Source organism: Flavobacterium silvaticum (assembly GCF_012911565.1).
Lineage (GTDB): Bacteria > Bacteroidota > Bacteroidia > Flavobacteriales > Flavobacteriaceae > Flavobacterium > Flavobacterium silvaticum.
Map to the genome: position 1 here is coordinate 99,866 of NZ_JAAMPU010000103.1, position 22,092 is coordinate 121,957.

The window sequence follows — 22,092 nt, forward strand, 5'->3', positions numbered from 1 at the left end:
ATGAAAAGCATCTTTTTCCACCTGACTTTATTGTTGTGTACGCTGCTGACATCGGCACAAACCAACCAGACCGATGCCAACGGTAAGAAACACGGGCTTTGGAAAGGTATTTATGAAGGATCGAACCGTCCGCGGTACGAAGGCACTTTCGATCATGGAAAAGAAACCGGTACATTCAAATATTTTGACGATACCAAAGAAGGAAAAGTGGTAGCAACACGTGAATTCCGCCCGGATGGTTCGGCCTATAATATTTTTTTCGACCAGAAAGGGAACAAAGTCAGCGAAGGTTTGCTCGTCAATAAACTATACGAAGGCGACTGGAAATACTATCATGAAGCGTCAAAAGATGTCATGACGCTTGAGAAATACAAGAGTGGAAAGCTCAACGGCATCCGCACTGTCTACTACAAAAGCGGAAAAGTAGCCGAAACAGCCGAATACAAAGACGGAAAACGCAACGGCCCATACCGTAAGTTCGCCGAAGACAAAGACAGTACGCCGCTTGAAGAGGTTACTTATTTAAACGGTCAGGTAGAAGGCGATGCCGTCTATTATAATCCCGACGGAACCATCGCCTCAAAAGGCAAATATGTAAACGGGGAAAAAAAGGGAACCTGGGAATTTTACCGCGACGGGAAACTGTTCAAGAAAGAGAAATATCCGCTGAATAAGAAGTTTATAAAAACTCCAAGGGCGAATGAAAGTGATGTATTGGGAAACTAATCCTGCAAAGAAGCCGAAGTGTGACAGATGGAAATTCAGACTAGTCTTTAAACACGAATTTTAAATCTGATACATGAGAAATTGGTTACGCCTGTTGCTGTTATTGTTTGTCGGAACGGCTGTTTTTGCACAGGAAAAAGCACCGCTTATCAAAGGAAAAGTAAAGATTTCCATTGCAGAAGGGACGTTTGATTGTGACCTGACATTGAGTGAATTCCCGCCTCTCAAGGATTACTACATCCGTCTCAATTCAGGGATGAACATCCTTCATTTCCGAAGTAAAAAACCAAATGATTTTGTTCTTGGCTTTGACAAATCGACAGCTGATTCTACGTCAACCGGCGAATCCATTGCCTATTATTTTCCGGATAATTCACGTAAAAGCAAATTCCTTCCGGAAGAAATACAACTTCGTTACGTTGGGAAATTTCCTGTCGCAACGGACACGATTGAAAATTACACCCGTGAGGACTGGAAAGGAAATATTGCATTCAATGGAAAATCAGTCCGTACAGATGGGTTTCAGACCTGTTGGTATCCGGTGCTTTATGATGTTGCCGAAGACAGGCTTTACAGCGAAGTAAGGTATGACATTGAAATAGAATGCGCCGATTGCCAGACACTTTACATCAACGGCAATAAACCGGTCAAGTCGCAGAAAACTGTTTTCCAGAGCGAAGTGCCACGCGAAATGACACTATTCTGTGGAAATTTCGACTTCACGAATAATAACGATACATATATTCTTAACCCGGATCTTTCGGAAGAACAGATCACCGAATTCTGCGCGCTGACCAATTCGTATAAAGCATTTTTGTCAGATAGACTCCGGTTGCCTTATAATCAGCCGGTCACTTTTGTCGAGACGACACCAACGTCAAAGAAGAATGGTTGGCTGTTTGTGTCCTATCCGACGATTTTTAGCATCGGTTGGGGAGAAAACGGGTTGCAAAGCCTGTTCAATCCGAAGATACAAAATTGGTACAGGCCATTCATCGCACATGAACTGGGACATTATTATTTTGGCACCTACAAAGTATTCAATTCTGAATTGGGCGATATGATGAGCGAAGGCTTTTCTGAATTCCTGTCGCTAAAGGTCACTCAGAACCTCATTGGCCCGGACGTCTACAATAAAAAGCTCGCCGACAAAATGGAGTCGCTCAAGGATTTTAAACCGATACCGTTTTCAAAAGTAAAATCGCGGTCCGATTATAAAGACCGCGAACTGTATGTGTACTATTTCGCACCACTCGTTTTTACGGCCATCGAACTTGAAATCGGGCATGAACTCATGTGGAAATGGCTGAACCAACTGCTCAAAGCCAAAACCCGTTTCACCGATTACGATTTCCTTTTGGAAACGTTCAAAAAGACCATCAACAACCAAAAGGCTTTCAACGCACTTCGCGACATGTATTTTGATAACGATGCCGCTTTGGAAAATGCCTTGAAACGGATTGGGCAAAGATGAAACGCATACTTTCCGTATTGGTATTCGTTCTGTTAGGTATTTCGGCTATCGGCCAGAAACGAACGTTCAAAATTGTAGATTCCGAAACGAAGCGGTCGCTTGAAGTAGCAAATGTTTGCGTCGGTTCCGATACATTCGTCAAGCCCGATGCAAAAGGAACAGTGACTTTTCGTTCCAAAGATTCGGAACAGGTTGCCATTTCTTATGTCGGATATTATACAATGGTAATGGATGCTGCGGATTTACCCGATACGGTTTATCTTGAAAAATCTGTTTCCGGTCTGGATGAAGTTGTCGTCCGTCAGAAAACCATACAAATACTGCGGCCTAAAAAATCGATCGGAAATCTCAACCCGAGGAATTTTGGTGACGGTGGTGCGCCTTTAGACGAGAATGAATTATTCGCCGTTTTTATTCCGAACCAGACCGGGCACGATTATCAGCTGCGATCCGTAGCGGTAGAACCGACAGATTATACGATAGTCAATCTCGAATCCGGCAAAGAAACCGCGAAACAAAAGAACCAGAAGTATGCTCCGTTCAAGCTTACCATTTACAGCACAAACCCTGAATATGGAATTCCCGACAAACCATTGCTGGAAAAAGAGCTAACCGTTGCTTTGTCCGGGAACGAGACGTTTGCGACCGTCCATTTCGATGAACCGCTGACCATAACCGATAGCGGATTCTTCATTGTCCTGTCTGCCTTTGATACAGACTATTATAAAAACCTCGGCTTCCGTTCGTCCCCGGCTTTCCAGAAAGTACAGGCCGTCAAGGAAACGCCTTATCTCATACTGACGAAAAATACCGTTTCAGAGGAAGGCATCTGGTATCAAACCAACCAAAGCCGTGACTACAACCAAGTGATTTCCTACCGTTTGGAAGTAACCTTTTAGTTATTGGCACAACCGTTTTTCTGCCGTACCTTTGCAAAACCTAACCGTTAACCGTTACTTGTTAACTGTTCATATGAAAAGAGTAGTAGTAGGCCTTTCCGGCGGTGTAGATTCGAGTGTTGCAGCCTATTTGTTGCAACAGCAAGGGTATGAAGTCATTGGCCTGTTCATGAAAAACTGGCACGATGAATCGGTTACTATTTCTGCGGAATGTCCGTGGCTTGAAGATTCGAACGACGCACTTTTGGTCGCACAAAAGCTCGGAATCCCTTTCCAGACCGTCGATTTATCGGAACAATACCGCGAGCGCATTGTAGATTATATGTTCTCGGAATATGAAAAAGGGCGCACGCCGAATCCGGATGTGCTGTGCAATCGCGAAATCAAGTTCGATGTGTTCATGAAGATTGCGTTGTCGCTCGGAGCCGATTATGTGGCGACAGGCCATTACTGCCGGCGCGATGAGATTGAAGTCGATGGAAAACCGGTTTACCGATTATTGTCCGGAGTCGATAAGAACAAAGACCAATCGTACTTTTTATGTCAGTTAACACAGGAGCAATTGTCAAAAGCGTTGTTTCCGATCGGCGAACTGACCAAGCCGGAAGTACGTGAGATAGCAGCCCAGATGGATTTGGTCACAGCCGAGAAAAAAGATTCGCAGGGATTGTGTTTTATCGGAAAAGTCCGTTTGCCTGAATTCCTTCAGCAACAACTAAAACCAAAAGACGGACTGATTTACCAAATCGACGAATCGGCAGATTTCTATCAATCGGAAGTTCCTGAATTCGCTACCGAAATGGAATTGTTAGACCACATGGCAAAGCCGGTTTCGTATCAGCCGCAAATGGGAAAAGTCGTCGGCAAACATCAAGGCGCACATTATTACACCATCGGACAACGCAAAGGATTGAACGTGGGCGGAACCAAAGAACCACTGTTCATCATTTCGACCGATGTGGAATCGAACGCCATTTATACCGGAATGGGGCATTCGCATCCGGGATTGTATCGTAAGGCTTTGCAGATAGCTAACGATGAAGTGCATTGGGTGCGTAAAGATTTGGCCATCGGGAATAACGAAACACTCGATGTCATGGTTCGCATCAGATACCGTCAGGCGTTGCAGAAAGCAAGATTGCACCAATTCGACAGCGGTTTGTATATTTCGTTTGAAGAAGCACAATCGGCTATTACCGAAGGACAATTCGCTGCCTGGTATATTGGTGAGGAATTGATCGGATCCGGCGTTATTTCCTGATGATCTATTTCATCCGGAGACTAGATTGAGGTTCTTCTTTCCTGAAAAATTCCCTGATTTCCTTAAATAAGCTGAATTTGATTTCGCCTCCGTATTCCAGATGTTTGGCGATTTCCTGTTTGAGTTGGGAATAATTGGCATGCATGGATTCGGAAATGGTGATGATCCGCTTTCCATTCCGGATGATATGCAGGTGTTCGAAAAGCCCGTGTTTGGTTCTGATCTTTATCGTCCTGAAACATTGGAATTCGGCTATGCGGAAATCTTCTTCATTGGCAAAAAACGTTTTCCGCCTGATGTGTCCGTTGCCTATGGAAATTTGGGCGATTTGATTCTTTATTACCTGATAGGCTAAAAATAAAGGCAGCCACATGCCAATGGCCATCAGGATTAACAGCCAATCCAGGCCATCCGGGTTCTGGGTGGCAGCCCAAATCAAAACGAAGGTGTTGATCGGAAAAAGAACCAATGGAATAAAAAGGAAATATATTTTGTTGGTGAATTTAGATTCGAGCATATCGATTGTGAATTAGCATCCGCAGTAATATTCGAGAAAATAGTGCTTCGATTTATCCTGTTTGATTTCGAGATAGCATCCAGCGTCCCCGTCTTCTATTGGTGAATAGGTTGTTTTTGATTTGTTCCAGATACTGAACTCGTTCAAAAAGAACCAATCTACGAATTTCACGATTTCTTCTTTGCAATAACTCGGAAAAGTGATTTTAACATCGGATCCCGAATCAGAACAGGTTTCATGATACACGATCCCGTTTTTGAAACGCTGCTCCATTTCACAGGGTTTTGTGGTATCACCATATGAATTCCGGATGACTTTGAGTTTGGAAGCCGAGCCGATATATTTGGTAAAATAATCGATTTCGACCTGATTTGAATTTTCGGTGCTTTTGAGAAATGCCTTATCCGGAACGGGAAGTTTTTTGCATTGACAGGAAGCCGTCACCGCAAAAGCAAAAGCAATAAAAAGAAATAATCTTCTCATCAAAGTTTCCAGGTTTCCACAAATATATCGAATCCTTCTTCATGCCTGGTAGCAAAAACAAAACCCCGCCGTTACCCAATAACCGACGGGGTTGCCGTTGCAGAAGCAACTTCGTTCAACCAATAAAATTTTAATCTTGAGCCTTGAGTCCTTAGCAGTTGGAAATACATACCATACAACATATTGCTCACTTCTCACTTCTCACGACTAGTTCCTATTCACATCAAACAATACAACAGATTTTACAGTCGTATCGTCCGAACTCAATTTCTTCAAATTTCCAAAACTGATATTCCCTGTTATGTAACCAGATTCATGGTTCTGCCACGATTCCGTCACATCAGAAAAATAAGCTTTGAGTAATTCCGCATCTTTCTTTTCGTGACGCAGGAAAATAGTCAGGTCGAGATTGTCAGATAAGGAAACAGATTCTCCGCGGCTGATTTTCTTATACTCATATCTATAGTCATAGGTCAACGCAGAAATATCACTCAACACTGCACTCGCCGTAGGATGAGCTCCGGCGCCACGTCCCACAAAAAACTGTTCGTCGGCAAAACTCGTTTTGGTCACGACTCCGTTGAACACATCGTCCACATTATACAGTCGGTCTTCAGGCGAAACGAATTTCGGCAGTACAAAAGCACCCACAGTTCCGTCATTCTGCTTGAAAGCCTGGGCGACCAATTTGATCTTCAAACCTTTTTCCCGGGCGTACTTCAGTTCGACGCCGCCCAGGTTGTTGATGCCGATGTTCAGCAAATCATCAGGTTTGGCAATATATCCAAAAGAGTGGGCAAGAAGGATGAGCAATTTGTATTTGGCGTCGAAACCGCCGGTGTCGAGAATTGGGTTGCTTTCGGCATAACCCGCATCCTGAGCTTGTTTCAAAGCTTCATCGTACGAAATATTATCACGTGAAGTCTTGGTTAAAATGTAATTCGTCGAACCATTAACGATTCCCTGGATCGAATCGAGCAAATCGTTGTCGTAATATTCCTCAAGGTTCCGGATAATCGGCATACTCGCACAACAAGCCGCTTCGTAAAGCAAAGGCACATTGTTTTCGCGTTGCAATTGCAGCAATTCCCCGAAATGTTCGGCCACCATTTTTTTGTTGGCAGATACGACAGCTTTGCCGCTTTTTAATGCGCGTTTCGTGATTTCGAAAGCGGCATCGGCATCGTCGATCAATTCAACGATTACGTTTATTTCCGGATTGTTTAGCAAATCGTCCGCATTGAACGTAAAGTTTTCCGAACCTATTTCGCGTTTTTTATCCGGGTTCTTGACGCAGATATTCTTGATGTTGGCTTTGAGGCCAGGCGTTTTCTGCAATACTTCATACAGGCCGAAACCAACGCAGCCAAAGCCGAACAATCCAATATTTAGGGTTTTTCGTGACAAAATTTAATTAATAAGTAACAATGAATAATTAATAATTATGATGGCGGCAAGTTCCTGCTGGCCCGTTTCAAGTTGCCTTGTCCAAAACCGTTTTTGTACTTGTTGCAGGAGCTTCTTTTAGTCGCTCTGCAACTGCGGCAAAATCTGGTTCTGTACTTCGGCAAGCTTTTACTTCGTACAGTTCGGCCTTTGGCCTCGGGTGCACTTGTATCAAGGCCGCACATTCGGGGAAATTTGGGAGCCGTATGGTAATTACGTAGTTTTCGTCTCCGGCTCCCGTTTCTCCAAATAAAGTTGGTGGTAATTAATTTTTTAGATTACTTCAGAGGTCACTTCCACATTCTCTTTCCACGCCGGAACGAATTCACCTGTCGTTGCAAAAGCGAATGCCTGTTTCAAATCGGCGATCAAATCATCGGCATCTTCCAATCCGACGGACAATCTGATGAGTGAATCGGTTACGCCGCTTTGGTAGCGTTTTTCTGCCGGGATTGATTTATGTGTCATTTCACACGGCAAACAGAGCAGTGACTTCACGCCTCCGAGAGATTCCGCGAGTTTGAACAGTTTGGTGTTCGATACAATTTTTATAGCGAGTTCTTTGTCGTCAATCGCCAGGTCAAAAGCTACCACGCCTCCGAAATATTTCTGCTGTGATTTCGCGATCTCATGATTTTTGTGCGACTTCAGTCCTGGGTAATACACGTTTTTGATAAGCGATTCACTTTCGAGATATTCGGCGATTTTCTGTGCGTTTTCGGCATGTTGCTTAATCCGTAGTGTCAACGTCTCGATTCCGCGGATGACCAGCCACGAATCGAATGGTCCAAGAATCGCTCCTGAAGCATTCTGGATAAACTTGATTTTAGCTCCAAGTTCTTCCGTAGCCGTTATGACCAAACCGGCAATCAGGTCGCTGTGTCCGGAAATGTATTTAGTGGCACTGTGGACTACTATATCGGCACCAAAATCAATCGGTTTCTGTGATACGGGCGATGCAAAAGTGTTGTCCACGCAAAGCAGTATGTTGTGTTGTTTCGCGGTTCTGGCAATCGCCCGGATATCAGAAATCTTTAAAGTAGGGTTGGTTGGAGATTCGATCCAGATCAGGGCAGTCTTGTCTGTTACGGCATCGGCTACATTCTGTGCATCTGTCGAATCTGTATATTTTACCGTAATCCCGAATTTCTCGTAAACGTGGGTGAACAATCGGAAAGCACCTCCGTAAATGTCATCCACGGCAATGATTTCATCCCCGGCCTTGAGGAGTTTCACGACCGCATCGATAGCTGCGAGTCCGCTGGCGAAAGCATAACCGTTGGTTCCGTTTTCCAGTTTTGCGGCTAAATCTTCAAGTACTTTACGTGTCGGGTTGTTGCTCCTGGCATAATCGAAACCTTTGTGTACGCCCGGTGCGTCCTGCACAAATGTTGAAGTCTGGTAAATAGGCACCGACACGGATCCGGTTAATTCATCTACGGGAATGTAGTTCAGGATTGCTGTTGATTCTTGCATGTCAAAAGTTTTTTTAAGTTGTTAATGGGTTAAATCCTTAAAAAACTTTCTTATCAGTATCGGGTCGAAGCAAAAAAAAATGCTCTCCCGACAAGTCAGAAGAGCATATATATCGAAGTGATGTACTTGCTGTTTCTTACTTATCTGTCCCTTTCGGGTTGAATTTGGCACCTTATCTTCCGACAGGTTGCCAAGACGTCATCGGGTCAAATCCCTCAGTCTTTCTTGATAAGAATAATTTTTCGTAGAACGTGCCGCAAATATATGGCGATAGAATTTTAAAAACCTAATGGGTTGATTGTTTATTTTTATTTTTATTTTTTATTATTTTGAAAATCAAATGCATAGCATTCTAAATTTAACATTAATTAAACATTTGCGGTTTTCCGTAACATTCACGGTCGAATCGGAAAAGCTATTTGGTTATCTTTGATTCTGGATTTTTATCCGACCTGCCATGAAAATCAAACCGCTGTTTTTTTTACTGCTGCTTTTTCAGTTTTCCGGTTATTCCCAGCAAGATGCCTGGGTGTATTTTTCAGATAAACCAGATGTAGATTTTTACTTCGCCAATCCACTCCAAATGCTGAGCCAGCGCTCACTTGACAGACGTTCGGTACAAAATATCCCACTCGACGAAAAAGACGTTCCCGTTCATCCGGAATATGTAACCGGTTTGACCCAATCACCCGGAATTACGGTCATGGCCGTTTCAAAATGGCTCAATGCGGCCCATGTGCGAGGTGAAGTGGCCGATATTTCCGCTTTGGCTTCTTTAACCTATGTTTCTGCTGTGGATTTTGCCGATAATTCGTTGGATGCAAGCAACCGTGTCAGGCCCCAAATCCCACACAGCCAGCGAACCCAACAAGTACAGCAAACTCAGGCCGATTTTCCCTACGGAGGTTCAGCTAACCAGATCCAGATGCTCAACGGGCAGTTGCTACATCAACAGGATTTTACCGGAAGCGGAATGCAGATTGCGGTTATCGATGCGGGTTTTCCAGGAGTTGATTCTGCGGCTCCTTTCCAGCGGTTGCACGATAACAACCTGATTCTGGGCGGTTACAACTTCGTAAATAACAGTACTGATTTTTATGTCGGTGGAAATCACGGGACTTATGTACTCTCGACCCTTGGCGGATATGCCGAAAACCAATTGGTAGGAACGGCTCCTGATGCATCTTACTATTTGTTGGTTTCAGAAGACGTCAGCAGTGAGAATCCGGTCGAGGAATCGTATTGGGCTGAGGCTGCGGAAATGGCTGATTCGCTCGGTGTCGATGTCATCACTACGTCTCTCGGCTATCGTCCGTTTGACAATCCTGCTTACAGTTATACGTATGCTGACATGGACGGACAGACGACTTTTATTTCACGGGCTGCCGAAATTGCATTCACGCGCGGGATGATCGTTGTAGTATCTGCCGGAAATTCCGGAGGCAGTGACGATCCGCATATCTGGGCGCCTTCAGATGCCGAACATGTGCTGTCAATCGGGGCTGTTGATGCAACTGAAAATTATGCCGGGTTCAGTTCCACCGGACCAAGCGCAGACGGACGAATCAAGCCTGATATGGCCGCTCAGGGTCAGGCATCCACGGTAAGTGGCACCGATGGGACTATCTTTACATTGAACGGAACTTCTTTTGCAGCTCCAATACTCGCCGGAATGATTACCTGTTTCTGGCAGGCCGCACCTGATAAAACGAATCAGGAAATCGTCGACCTTGTCAAACAATCGTGCGACCAGTTCGCGTCACCGGATTATCTCAAAGGCTATGGGATTCCGGATTTTGGGCAGGCTTTGGCGCTTTCGGTCAATCAGATTTTGGCTTCCCGGATTCATCCGTATCCAAATCCTGTTTCGACTTCGTTTTATTTTGATTTGCCCGCCAATGCATCCGGACATCTTAAACTGTACAATAATTTGGGTCAGCTGGTGTTTGAGAAAGAAGTCAGCAACAATCCAATCGATGTTTCAGGGCTTTCATCCGCAATGTATTTCTATCAGCTGCAGACTTCAGATCAACGAATCAACGGCAAACTCATAAAGCAGTAAAATGAATCGTATCTGTCGACTTTTCAATATCGAATATCCCATCATACAGGCCGGAATGATCTGGAACAGCGGCTGGAAACTGGCTTCGGCCGTGAGCAATGCAGGCGGACTCGGTATTATCGGTGCGGGTTCGATGTATCCGGAAGTTTTGCGCGAACACATCCGGAAGTGCAAATCGGCTACACCAAAGCCATTCGGCGTCAATGTTCCGATGCTGTATCCCGAGATTGAAAAAATCATGGACGTCATTGTGGAAGAAGGTGTCAAAATCGTATTCACATCTGCCGGAAACCCAACTACATGGACATCTTTTTTGAAGGATAAAGGAATGACCGTAGTTCACGTGGTCAGCAGCTCCAAATTTGCGCTCAAGGCGGAGCAGGCGGGTGTCGATGCCATAGTCGCCGAAGGTTTTGAGGCCGGCGGTCATAATGGCAGGGAAGAAACCACTACTTTTGCTTTGATTCCGATGGTGCGCGAAAAAATCCAAATACCGTTGATTGCGGCTGGCGGAATAGCGACCGGTCGCGGCATGTTGGCGGCAATGGTTTTAGGTGCGGATGGCGTTCAGGTCGGAAGTCGTTTTGCAGCATCGGTGGAATCATCGGCACACGAATCGTTCAAACAAAAAATAGTCGAAGTCAAAGAAGGTGATACGCATTTGACACTCAAGGAACTGGCTCCGGTCAGGCTGATCCGGAATAAGTTTTTTGAAGATGTGGTAGCGTTGTATTCAACCGCTCCTAAAGTGGAAGATATCAGGCAATTATTAGGGCGCGCACGTGCCAAACGTGGTATGTTTGAGGGAGATATGGAAGAAGGAGAACTTGAAATCGGACAAATTGCAGGGTTGATACACGAGGTGCTTCCGGCTGCTCAAATAGTTGAAAATATGATGTCTGAATTCCGTTCGGCAAAAAATGAATTGATCAATTTATAAGTATAAGATGAAGTGTTTTAAATGGCTATTGGTTTGTTTGGCAGTTATCGCTTTTACAGGTAAAACCACCGCTCAGCAATATAAGTTCCTGGCTACTGAATTCAGCGTCATGGAACGTGATGCAAAAGGGAATTGGGGCAAATGGTCTGATTTGCAACCCGCGAAAATTACTGTTGTATTGGATACAAAAAAAGATCGAATCATAGTGTATTCTCAGGAAATCCAGGTGTATGCCATTTTGAATTATGAAAAGGAGGAAGAGACGGAAGATGATTTGATTTACCCATTCAGTTGTACCGATGATGACGGCATGCCGTTTACCATTTCAATCATTACACGTAAAAAGCAGAACAACCGGAAACAGTTATATATCAACCAGAAAAATGCGGCAGTGGTTTACAATATCATAAATTATCCGGATAAAGACATTGAGATAAAATAATTATTTATAAACGTTCATTTTACGAAATCTACAAGATTTTTCCCTATAAACTTCTGTTAATGATTTTGTTCATAAGATTGAAGGGCCAAAAAAATGCCCATAGCAATTTTGAGTAATATTAACCTGAATATTATAGCCGGTCTCAAAGCCGGTTTTGGTCGATATAGATGTGCCTGAATATTTTATTAAAGGCATTGTCTGCTTGAAGGGAATTGGCAGTTTTGCCGAATTGTTGTATGAGGAAAATTACTTTATCGAGAAAAACCGTACTTTATTTTTGGCTGTGTTTTATGGCCGGAACCTTTGTTGCTTTTTCTCAATGTCCTACCGTAACACAGCCGAACCAGTCTTTTTGTGACAGCCAAAGTCCTACGGTTTCTTCTCTCCAGGCCAATGCCAACGGAAGCCCGACTGTTTCCTGGTTCGCCACAGCTGTTTCTACGACTCCTTTGAATCCATCGTCGGGACTCGTTAACGGAAATACATATTGGGTATCTAACGCAGCCGGAACCTGTCCGCGCCAGAGTGTCACTGTTTCCATTTACGGACCGCCTACGGGACCTGTCGTGCAGGGTGTTTGTGCCGATACGCCTGCAGATGCGACTGTTTCAGATTTACAGGCTACAGGTAACAATGTTCAATGGTACGATGCGCCAAGTGGAGGAAATTTGCTCAATCCGACCGATCTATTGGTCAACGGAGCTACCTATTATGCCACCCAGACGAATCCCATAACCGGTTGTCAGACCTCGCCTTTGACGGTAGTTGCCAGTATTTTTATCACTCCGATTCCTACAGGCAATCCGTCACAGCAATTCTGTAACGATCCGGCCGATATTCCTGTTGTCGGCGATCTTCAGCCAAGCGGAAGCGGTTATCGTTGGTATGCTACGAGTTCGTCATCTGTACCTTTGCCGGTGAATACGCCGCTTATCGATGGTGAATCCTATTATGCCGCTTCAGTGAACGGACCTTGTCAATCTACAGGCCGCCTTGAGGTATTCGTCGATTTGGTTGTTCCGAATGATGCAGGTAACGATGGTACTCTAAATGTGTGTATCAATGAATTGGCATCTGAATCGCCGGCGAATCTTTTCAGCTATTTAGGTGGTTCACCAGATACTACCGGAACATGGACCGGGCCTTTTCCAACATCGAACGGAAACCTGGGCTCTGTCGATTTGACTGCAATGACGATTGCCGGAAGTCCGTATGTGTTTACATATACCGTGACATCGACTTTATGTCCGCCCGATACTTCTACGGTTTCAGTGACTGTTTTGCCGCTTCCTGTGGTAACTATTGCATCGAACCAGACCATTTGTTCCGGTGAAGGGGCGACAGTGACATTTACCGGAACGCCGAATGCTGTTGTTACCTATAACATCAACGGAGGCAGTAATCAAACCATAACGCTCAATGCATCCGGAACGGCATCTGTGACCAATACATACAATGCCACCACAACCTTCAACCTTGTCAGTGTAAGTACGACAGGTGTAGATAGTTGTACCGCTGTTGCTTCGGGATCTGTAGTGATTACGGTCATACAGCTTCCTACGGCAACCATCGCATCAAGCCAGACCATCTGCCAGGGACAACAAGCAACCATAACCTTTACCGGAACGCCGAATGCAACTGTGGTTTATAATACTGGCGGTGCAAACCAGTCCATTGTGCTTGATGCAAGCGGGAATGCTTCCATTACGGCTACATTCAACACAACAACGACTTATACACTTGTTTCGGCGACTACTTCCGGAACGCCGGCTTGTTCAAGAGCGCTTGCGGGATCTGTAACCATAACGGTAACTCCTACACCTGTAGCCACAATCGCTGCCGATGTTACGGTTTGTACAAACGGATCGGCGACTATTACATTTACCGGGACACCGAATGCTATCGTAACATACACAATTAATGGTGGAGGAAATCAGACCATTGCGCTCAATGCATCGGGAACGGCGACCATTACACAGAATTATTCGGTTACCACTGTTTATACTTTAGTCAGTGTCACCGTTGGAACCACGCCTAGCTGTATTGCTCCGATCAGCGGAACGGCAACGGTTACGGTACTTCCGATTCCGACCGCGACAATTGCATCAGATCAAACGATTTGCGTAGGACAATCTGCGACAGTTACCCTCACCGGAACCCCGAATGCTACGGTTACATACACGGTAAATGGCGGAAGCAATCAAACCGTAACGCTCGATGCATCTGGAGTGGGAACTATCACCGGAACATATTCTGCGACAACCACCATAACGCTGGTGAGTATCGTTACAGCAGGTACGCCAACCTGTTTCAATCCGCTTACAGGTTCCGTGGTAATAACCATTGCAACGCCACCAACAGCTACAATCGCTTCGAGCCAGAATATTTGTTCGGGAGAATCTGCTACGGTGACATTTACCGGAACGCCCGGAGCGACCGTGAATTATACGTCAAACGGTTCGTCTGCATCTATTGTGCTTGATGCTTCGGGAACTGCGACCTTGACTCAGGTTTATACGGCTACGACAACATATGTCCTGGTCAGCGTCACTTCTGTCGGGCCACCGAGTTGTAACCAGCCATTGAGCGGACAAATCGTGATAACCGTTACTCCGGCGCCGGTAGTTACCATCGCTTCAAGTCAAACCATTTGTTCAGGGGAACAGGCAACGGTTACTTTTACAGGAACGCCTGGTGCGATCGTGACTTATAACATCGGCAGCGGTCCGAACCAGACCATTACGTTGAATGCCTCGGGAACGGCATCTTTCACCAATGCCTATACGGTTACGACAACAATAAATCTGATCAGCGTAACGGCTCCGGGCAATATTTGCACAATTCCGGTTACGGGATCGGTGGTGATTACGGTTATCGATTTGCCTACGGCAAGTTTTTCCGCAAGCCAGACGATCTGCCAGAACGAATCGGCGACCATAAATTTCACCGGAACGCCAAATGCGACCGTCACTTTTACGGCGACTCCGGGCGGAACCCAGGCCATTACGCTTGATGCATCCGGAAATGCATCATTGACACAGACATATACGGCTACGACAACATATACCTTGGTCAGTGCTTCCATTTCCGGTTGTACGCAGAACCTTACAGGAACTGTCGTGATCAGCATATTGACCCCGCCGGTCGCGGATATAGAGGCGAGTCAGACAGTATGTCCGAATACATCTGTTACGCTTACCATTACGGCTACGCCTAACTCAACTGTCACGTATACCATTAATGGTGGAACTCCACTTAGTATTAACATTGGAGCATCTGGGACAACAACAATTTCACTTCTGGTTACCGAAACCACTGTGGTTGCATTGACCGAAGTCAGCAATACAGATTGTACCGTTCCGCTCACGGATTCAGTTACCATAACCGTCCTGCCATTGCCGGTCGCCTCGATTTCAAGCGACCAGATTATCTGTACGGGAGATTCCGCAACTGTTAATTTTACGGGAACGCCGGGAGCAATAGTCGCTTACACGGTGAATGGAACTTCGTTTACCATCACGCTTGATGCCTCCGGAAACGCATCGGTAACAGGAAATTATACAGTTGAAACCATTTTTCAACTCGTCAGCGCCACATTGTCCGGAACACCTGCCTGTTCGCAGCCTATAACGGGGACAGTTACTATTTCGATCGCGGAACCTCCGTTCGTAACGATTGCTGCTGATACGACAATTTGTTCCGGAGATGTCGCCATAGTCGCGTTCAACGGAACACCTGGTGCGACCGTAAATTATACCGTAAATGGTTCTGCGGAAAGTTTGGTGTTGAATGCATCTGGTTTTGCATCACTATCGAATACATACACGGTAACAACTATTATTGCTTTGGTTAGCGTGACATCTGCCGGAAGCCCTGGTTGTACTGAAAATGTTACAGCTGAGGTCACCATTACCGTAATTCCTCCGGCTGTCGCAACCATTGCTTCAGATGTAACGATTTGTTCGGGAGACGATGCCACTATCACTTTTACCGGAACTCCGAATGCAATCGTGACTTATACAATTAACGGTGGCGGAAACCAGACAATCACCCTAAATGCTTCCGGAACCGCAACCATAACCGACAATTATACGGTTACGACCGTTTTCACTTTGGTCAGTGTCAGTAACCCGACGGCTCCGGCCTGTCCTCAACCGCTCACGCAGACTGCGACCGTTACGGTTTTTGAATTGCCTACGGCTTCTATGAGTATATCCGGCCCATCGAATATTTGTGAAGGTCAGACTGCAACCGTAACCTTTACGGGAACACCAGATGCGTCTGTAACCTATATGATGGTTCCCGGAACAAGCGGAACTGTTTCACTTGATGCATCGGGAATAGGTACCATCAGCCTGGTATTGACAGCAAACACGGTCATAACACTTGTAAGCGTTTCAACAACCGGTGGCGCTACCTGTACCCAGAATATCGGAACCAGTCTTTCTTTCAATGTCACCCCTGCACCAAATGCAGGGAACGATGTGGCTTCTTTTGAGATATGTTCAGCTGCGACTTCCCAGGACTTATTCCTGTTGCTTGGTGCGGATGCACAAACGGGAGGAACGTGGTTACCGGCTTTGGCCAGCGGTACCGGAGTTTTCAATCCGGCCGTTGACGCTGCGGGAACATACGTTTATACGGTTCCGGGGAATTCGGTTTGTGAACCGGATACTGCTTCGGTAACGGTTACGATTGTTCCGGCTGCGAATGCCGGAAACGATGCTGCTGCAAATATCTGTTCCAATCAGGATCCGATAGATTTATTCGCCCTTTTAGGAACCGATGCCCAAACCGGAGGAACGTGGTCGCCTGCCTTGGCCAGTGGAACGGGAATCTTCAATCCGGCTGTAGATGCTGCCGCGAATTATACTTACACCGTATTGGGAACGGCACCTTGTCCGAATGATTCGGCTGTCGTGTCAGTAACCATAACTCCAGGGCCGGATGCCGGACAAGACGGAACATTGACCATTTGTGTCAATAGCCCGTCACAGGATTTATTCGATTCATTGACCGGAACACCTCAGGTTGGAGGAACGTGGTCCCCTGCATTGGCCAGTGGAACAGGAGTTTTCAATCCGGCTGTAGATGCGGCAGGAGTTTATACCTACACATTCGCCGGAACCAATCCGTGTGATAATGATACGGCAACGGTTACCGTTACGGTCAATCCAGTACCTGATGCAGGTGAAGACGGATCGACCTTATTCTGTACGAATTACGATCCAGCCGATTTGATTACCTTCCTTGGAGGAACACCTCAGGCAGGCGGAACGTGGTCGCCTGCATTGGCAAGCGGAACTGGCGTATTCAACCCGATGGTTGATGCAGCAGGAGTTTACACATACACTGTCGGTGGTGGATTCTGCGATACTTCGATAGCTACTGTTACGGTTACTGTCGTTGCGGCTCCGGTTGCAGGTGCCGATGGAACATTGAATACCTGTCTTACTACAACATCGCTCGATTTGACGACTGGGCTCGACGGAACACAAGGTTCAGGGACTTTTGCCGATACTGACGGAACGGGTGCGTTAAGCGGAACTATTTTCAATCCTTCGGCCGTTGGCGTCGGGACATATCATTTCACCTATACAGTTGGCGGCGGCGTTTCCCCATGTTTGTTCGATACTTCGGTAGTTACTGTAATTGTGGAGCCTCAACCGAATGCGGGAACATTTGCCGGAATCCAGTCGGTGTGTATTTCAGAAGGCACTTTCGATCTGTCGATCCTCATCGGCGGAAATCAAACTGGAGGAACATGGACCACTACAGGCGGAACTCCGGTTGCGAACCCACTTGTACTGAATACATTTACACAGGGAACATACACATTTAATTACACCGTTACGAATAGTTGCGGATCTGATGCAGAGCCTGTTCAATTGAACATCAACGCCAATCCGGTTCTTACAAATGCAAATATCACGGTTTCAACACCGGTTTGCGCCGGATCCGGAGTTACGGTCAATCTATCCGGTCTGGCCGATGGATCATACAATATCACATACGACCTTACCGGAACGAACCTCGCTACAGGTCTTTCCCAGCCGGTTACAATCAGTTCGGGTGCGGGAAGTTTTGTCATTCCTTCGGGATCCATACTGAACCTTGGACTTACCAATATCATCTTTACCCAGATTGCCAATACAGCGACGAATTGTTCCAGTCAATTGACCAATGTCTCGGTGAGTTTTACAGTGGTGCCTTCACCTGAATTTACGGGTGCGACTGCCACGGCTACATCTGTCTGTCTTGGAAATGCGGTTGTCGTATCTATCAGTGGAGCGACTGCAATTGTCGACGGAACGTACAGTTTCGGATACGATATTCCGGGATTGACGCCATCAGCGGGAAGTTCCGGCCCGATTGCCGTGGCCGGTGGCTCGGCGACTTTCACGATTCCGGCTTCGGCATTTACATCGGCAGGAACGTATACCATTACATTGAATTCGATCAATAATGGGGCGGGATGTACGAATACTTCGGGTTCTATACTGGCCAATTTCGAGATATTCCCGATTCCCGATCTGACAGGTGCGCAATTGACTGCAGCTGATGTCTGTTTTGGAACAGACGGTGAAATCATCATCTCAAATGCAACTGCCCTTGTTGACGGATCTTATATCATAACCTACCAATTATCCGGTGCTTCCATAGCTTCAGGAACGGCGACGGTAGATTTTACCGGTGGTGACGGATCTTTTGCCATTCCGGCTTCGGATCTTCCGGCTCTCGGACAGGTTGGCATTGTGATTCAGGATATCGTTTCAGACGGCGGATCATGCGGCCCGGGAAGTACCATTTCGCTTTCGGGATCGTTCGAGGTCAGCGAGGCACAAACACCTGTGCTTTCTGAAAACGGCGATGAATTCTGTTTTACGGATAATCCGACCGTTGCAGATTTAAGCGCCAATATCCAGGGCAGCGGAACCGTGATTTTCTACAATGCACCGACAGGAGGTACAGCCTATTCGAATAGTGATATATTGGTTCAGGACACTACCTATTATGCGGTCCTTAATAACGGTTCAGGTTGTGAAAGTCCTGTAAGATTGGCCGTGACCGTAGATTTGACACATTGCGATGAGTTACTGATTCCGGACGGTTTCTCACCGAATGGCGACGGCATCAACGACGAATTCGTCATCCTAAACATCGGGACATTATATCCGAATTACAAGCTAGAGATATACAACCGCTACGGAAATATCCTGTACAAAGGCAATAACAATACGCCGAACTGGAACGGGACTACAACCCAGGGCGGACTCAAAGTAGGCGACGGCGTGGTACCGGTAGGCGTGTATTTCTACATCCTGGAGTTCAATGACGGCACGCGCAAGCCGCAACAAGGCAGGCTTTATTTAAGCAGATAAGATGAAGGTTTTTTTACGACATATAACAGGTATTCTCCTTCTGGTTACAGGACTGATGCACGCACAACAGGATCCGCAGTTCACGCATTACATGTACAATATGAGTGTGATCAATCCGGCGTATGCGACAGATGATGAAGGTGTGATCAATCTTGGAGGTTTGTACCGGACGCAATGGGTCGGAGCCGTGGGTGCACCAAAAACCTTCACGGCATTCGCGCATTCACCTGTCGGAAAAAGACTTGAAGCTGGTGTCTCATTCGTAGCCGATGAGATTGGCGATGTAGTAAAAGAGAACAATATCTATGTCGATCTCGCCTATGTGATTCCCGTCGGCGAAAACCGTAAGTTATCATTCGGGGTCAAAGGTGGCGCGACATTCTTCAATGCGAACTTCAACGGTTTCCAGTACAGCGATGCGAATCCGGATCCGGCATTTGCCAATAACATCAGCCGTACATTTCCGAACGTAGGTGTCGGTGCTTACTATTTTGGCGAGAATTATTACCTCGGTGCGTCGGTACCTAACTTGCTTCGCACCAAACATATCGAACATACCGATGCCATCGCAACAATCGGGGTCGAAGAAATCCATTATTTTTTCACCGGTGGTTATGTGTTCCGGTTATCCGATAATACCCGTTTAAAACCGGCTTTCATGGCAAAAGGCGTCAAAGGTGCACCAATGGCTTTGGATGTCACGTTGAACGCCTTGTTTTTTGACAAATTCGAATTGGGTGCAGGTTATCGCCTCGATGATTCCGTCAGCGGATTGGCTGCTTTCTACATCACGCCGAACCTTCGCATCGGTTATTCCTATGATTATACACTGACGAACCTGGGCAATTACAACTCAGGGACACACGAGATATTTTTATTGTTCGACCTCGATACATCGGGACTTTCGGGCAAAGGATATGATAAATCGCCAAGATTCTTCTAAGATGATGCGACTCAGAAACATATACGGTATCATAGCGATTTTAGCGGTCGCATTGTCTGCATCGGCACAAAAATCCGGAGGCAGCAAGCGCAAAGCCGACGCCTTGTTTGAAAGGAAGTCTTATCTTAAGGCGGCTACGATGTATGAAGCCCTGGACAAACCGGACAGGCAAACACTCCAGAACCTCGGTGATTGTTACTACAACAATTTCATGATGAAAGATGCAGTCCGCGTCTATGGTGCCATGTTCCTGGATAAAAAAGATTCCACTTCGGCCGAATACTATTTCAAGTTCGCCCATGCACTTATGGGAACGGATAATTACAAACGCGCCGATTCTGTCATGGCGTTGTACCTCAAATATCCCGTCGATAGTCCGGCCTTCATCAAGAATTTGAAAAATAATGTGCCGTACAATTATGAAATCCAACCGATGGCCAAGAATTCGGGCAACGGCGATTTCGGGTTGTCGTTCTACGGCGATAAAGTCGCGTTTGCCTCTTATAGAAATCCTGCGACCGGTGAATACAACTGGAACGACCATCCGTACCTCGATTTATTTGAAGCCGTTGTAGACGATAAGGAACAACTGACTAAGGTGCAGCCGTTTCCCAAGGAAATCAACACAAAGGCACACGAATCGTCGGCCGCGTTTTCACCCGATGGCAAATACATGTATTTCAGCCGCACAGCTGACAAACAGGTAAAGGTGGAAGATGAAAAATTCGCGCCTGTAAAGTTGATGCGTGCCGAATTCGTAAATGGAAAATGGGAAAACATCATAGCACTTCCATTCAACGGCGAAACGTTTTCGTGCGAACATCCCACGCTGACCAAAGACGGCAAAAAGATGTACTTTTCGAGCGATATGCCCGGCGGACAGGGTTCATTCGATATGTATGTGGTCGATGTGAACGAAGATGGGACTTTTGGAACACCAGCCAATCTTGGAAATACGGTCAACTCGAAACACCGCGAGCAATTCCCGTTCATCAATCCGGAAGGAAACCTGTTGTATTTTGCGTCGGACGGACATCAGGGATTAGGTGGCTTAGATATTTTCGTAAGCCAGAATTACGACGGACAGTTCGCCAAACCGCTTGACCTTGGTGAAACCATCAACAGTGGCATGGACGATTTCGGGTACGTTGTGGACGAGGCAAAGAACAAAGGTTATCTGTCATCAAACAGAAAAGGATCGGACAATCTATACAGTTTCATCCGCAAGGAAAACGCCGACAGCCATGTGGTTGAAGGCGATGTGCGCGACAAGAATACATCGGAACTACTTCCCGGAACCACGGTCACGCTTTACGACGAAAACGATAAGCTCATAGGTTCGATGGTCGTCGGGGCACAAGGCGATTATGTCTTCAACACCGAACCGAACAAGAAATACCGGATCGAAGCCGTACGCGATTTCTATATTCCGCATTCCGAAGAATTCACCACGAACGAGCAAGGTAAGCTTCGTTATACCATTGAACTTTTTGTTGAATGTTATGACGATGCCGAAGAAATCATCACCAAGCGCCAGGATGGAAAAGTCCAGATCATGCTCGAAAACATTTATTTCGACCTGAACAAGTGGGATATCAAACCAGAGGCAGCCGAAATCCTCAATGTGCTTTACGACTTAATGGTCAAATATCCGGAGATGGAAATCGAAGTCGGTGCGCATACCGATTCACGTGCCTCGAATATGTACAATAAGTTGCTGTCCAACAAACGCGCGGCAGCTACACTTGAATATCTGGTTCAGAAAGGGATCAATCGCAAACGCATGAAATCTCACGGTTACGGCGAAGAAATGCCGCTTATCAAATGTGGAGAGGAACGTCCATGTACCGAACAGGAACACTCGATCAACCGCCGTTGCGAGTTCATCATACTAAAATAAGTTGTTAATAATTGCAGTTAGAAAGGAAAAGCCACCCCAAAGGTGGCTTTTTTAATATTGTGTTTCGGTTAAGTTTTTCGTAGGTAATGGAATCGGTTTGTTAAACTTTTAAATTCGCGCACAGGCTTGGATTTAAGGGCC

General features: G+C 46.1%; 14 protein-coding genes and 1 riboswitch. Of the genes, 10 read left to right on the forward strand and 4 right to left on the reverse strand.

The features are described from left to right. The 4 genes from G6047_RS07540 (at nt 1) to mnmA (ending at nt 4,360) form a co-directional block, all read left to right on the forward strand. Nucleotides 1-726, forward strand: coding sequence for a toxin-antitoxin system YwqK family antitoxin (locus G6047_RS07540; RefSeq protein ID WP_169526951.1), 726 nt, complete (start codon nt 1-3; stop codon nt 724-726). A gap of 73 nt (nt 727-799) precedes the next feature. Beyond that, complete coding sequence (locus G6047_RS07545; RefSeq protein ID WP_169526952.1) at nt 800-2,200, forward strand: hypothetical protein; 1,401 nt, start codon at nt 800-802, stop codon at nt 2,198-2,200. Continuing rightward, on the forward strand, nt 2,197-3,099 hold the full coding sequence (locus G6047_RS07550) for a peptidase associated/transthyretin-like domain-containing protein (protein WP_169526953.1): 903 nt from the start codon (nt 2,197-2,199) through the stop codon (nt 3,097-3,099). Before G6047_RS07545 ends, G6047_RS07550 begins: the two co-directional genes overlap by 4 nt. Before the next feature lie 73 nt (nt 3,100-3,172). Then, nucleotides 3,173-4,360 (forward strand): tRNA 2-thiouridine(34) synthase MnmA, encoded by a 1,188-nt coding sequence (gene mnmA / locus G6047_RS07555; protein ID WP_169526955.1) that lies wholly within the window; start codon nt 3,173-3,175, stop codon nt 4,358-4,360. Nucleotides 4,361-4,364: 4 nt separating this feature from the next. Here the strand turns inward: mnmA and G6047_RS07560 are convergent, their stop codons facing one another. The 4 genes from G6047_RS07560 to G6047_RS07575 form a co-directional block, all read right to left on the reverse strand. Next, on the reverse strand, nt 4,365-4,877 hold the full coding sequence (locus G6047_RS07560; RefSeq protein WP_169526957.1) for a hypothetical protein: 513 nt from the start codon (nt 4,875-4,877) through the stop codon (nt 4,365-4,367). Between the two features lie 12 nt (nt 4,878-4,889). After that, a complete protein-coding gene (locus G6047_RS07565; RefSeq protein WP_169526959.1) occupies nt 4,890-5,360 on the reverse strand; it encodes a hypothetical protein in 471 nt (156 codons plus the stop codon). 207 nt (nt 5,361-5,567) lie between these two features. Then, nucleotides 5,568-6,767, reverse strand: a complete 1,200-nt coding sequence (locus G6047_RS07570; RefSeq protein ID WP_169526960.1) for a homoserine dehydrogenase — start codon at nt 6,765-6,767, stop codon at nt 5,568-5,570. Nucleotides 6,768-7,079: 312 nt separating this feature from the next. Continuing rightward, nucleotides 7,080-8,282 (reverse strand): trans-sulfuration enzyme family protein, encoded by a 1,203-nt coding sequence (locus G6047_RS07575; protein ID WP_169526962.1) that lies wholly within the window; start codon nt 8,280-8,282, stop codon nt 7,080-7,082. A gap of 137 nt (nt 8,283-8,419) precedes the next feature. Then, a riboswitch (SAM riboswitch) is annotated at nt 8,420-8,517 on the reverse strand. A 222-nt stretch (nt 8,518-8,739) separates the two neighbouring features. On the opposite strand from G6047_RS07575, the gene G6047_RS07580 reads away from it, so the two are divergent. The 6 genes from G6047_RS07580 to G6047_RS07605 all read left to right on the forward strand — a co-directional run bounded on the left by G6047_RS07580 (nt 8,740) and on the right by G6047_RS07605 (nt 21,951). Then, complete coding sequence (locus tag G6047_RS07580) at nt 8,740-10,344, forward strand: S8 family serine peptidase (RefSeq protein ID WP_169526964.1); 1,605 nt, start codon at nt 8,740-8,742, stop codon at nt 10,342-10,344. Nucleotide 10,345: 1 nt separating this feature from the next. Further along, nucleotides 10,346-11,284, forward strand: coding sequence for an NAD(P)H-dependent flavin oxidoreductase (locus tag G6047_RS07585; protein ID WP_169526966.1), 939 nt, complete (start codon nt 10,346-10,348; stop codon nt 11,282-11,284). A 7-nt stretch (nt 11,285-11,291) separates the two neighbouring features. Then, nucleotides 11,292-11,726, forward strand: coding sequence for a hypothetical protein (locus tag G6047_RS07590; RefSeq protein WP_169526967.1), 435 nt, complete (start codon nt 11,292-11,294; stop codon nt 11,724-11,726). A 236-nt stretch (nt 11,727-11,962) separates the two neighbouring features. Then, nucleotides 11,963-19,108, forward strand: coding sequence for a gliding motility-associated C-terminal domain-containing protein (locus G6047_RS07595; RefSeq protein ID WP_169526969.1), 7,146 nt, complete (start codon nt 11,963-11,965; stop codon nt 19,106-19,108). A gap of 1 nt (nt 19,109) precedes the next feature. Then, entirely contained in the window at nt 19,110-20,051 is a 942-nt protein-coding gene (locus tag G6047_RS07600; protein ID WP_169526970.1) for a PorP/SprF family type IX secretion system membrane protein, read from the forward strand. Between the two features lies 1 nt (nt 20,052). Further along, nucleotides 20,053-21,951: an OmpA family protein gene (locus G6047_RS07605; protein ID WP_169526972.1), complete on the forward strand. Its 1,899-nt coding sequence runs from the start codon at nt 20,053-20,055 to the stop codon at nt 21,949-21,951. Nucleotides 21,952-22,092: the final 141 nt, after the last annotated feature.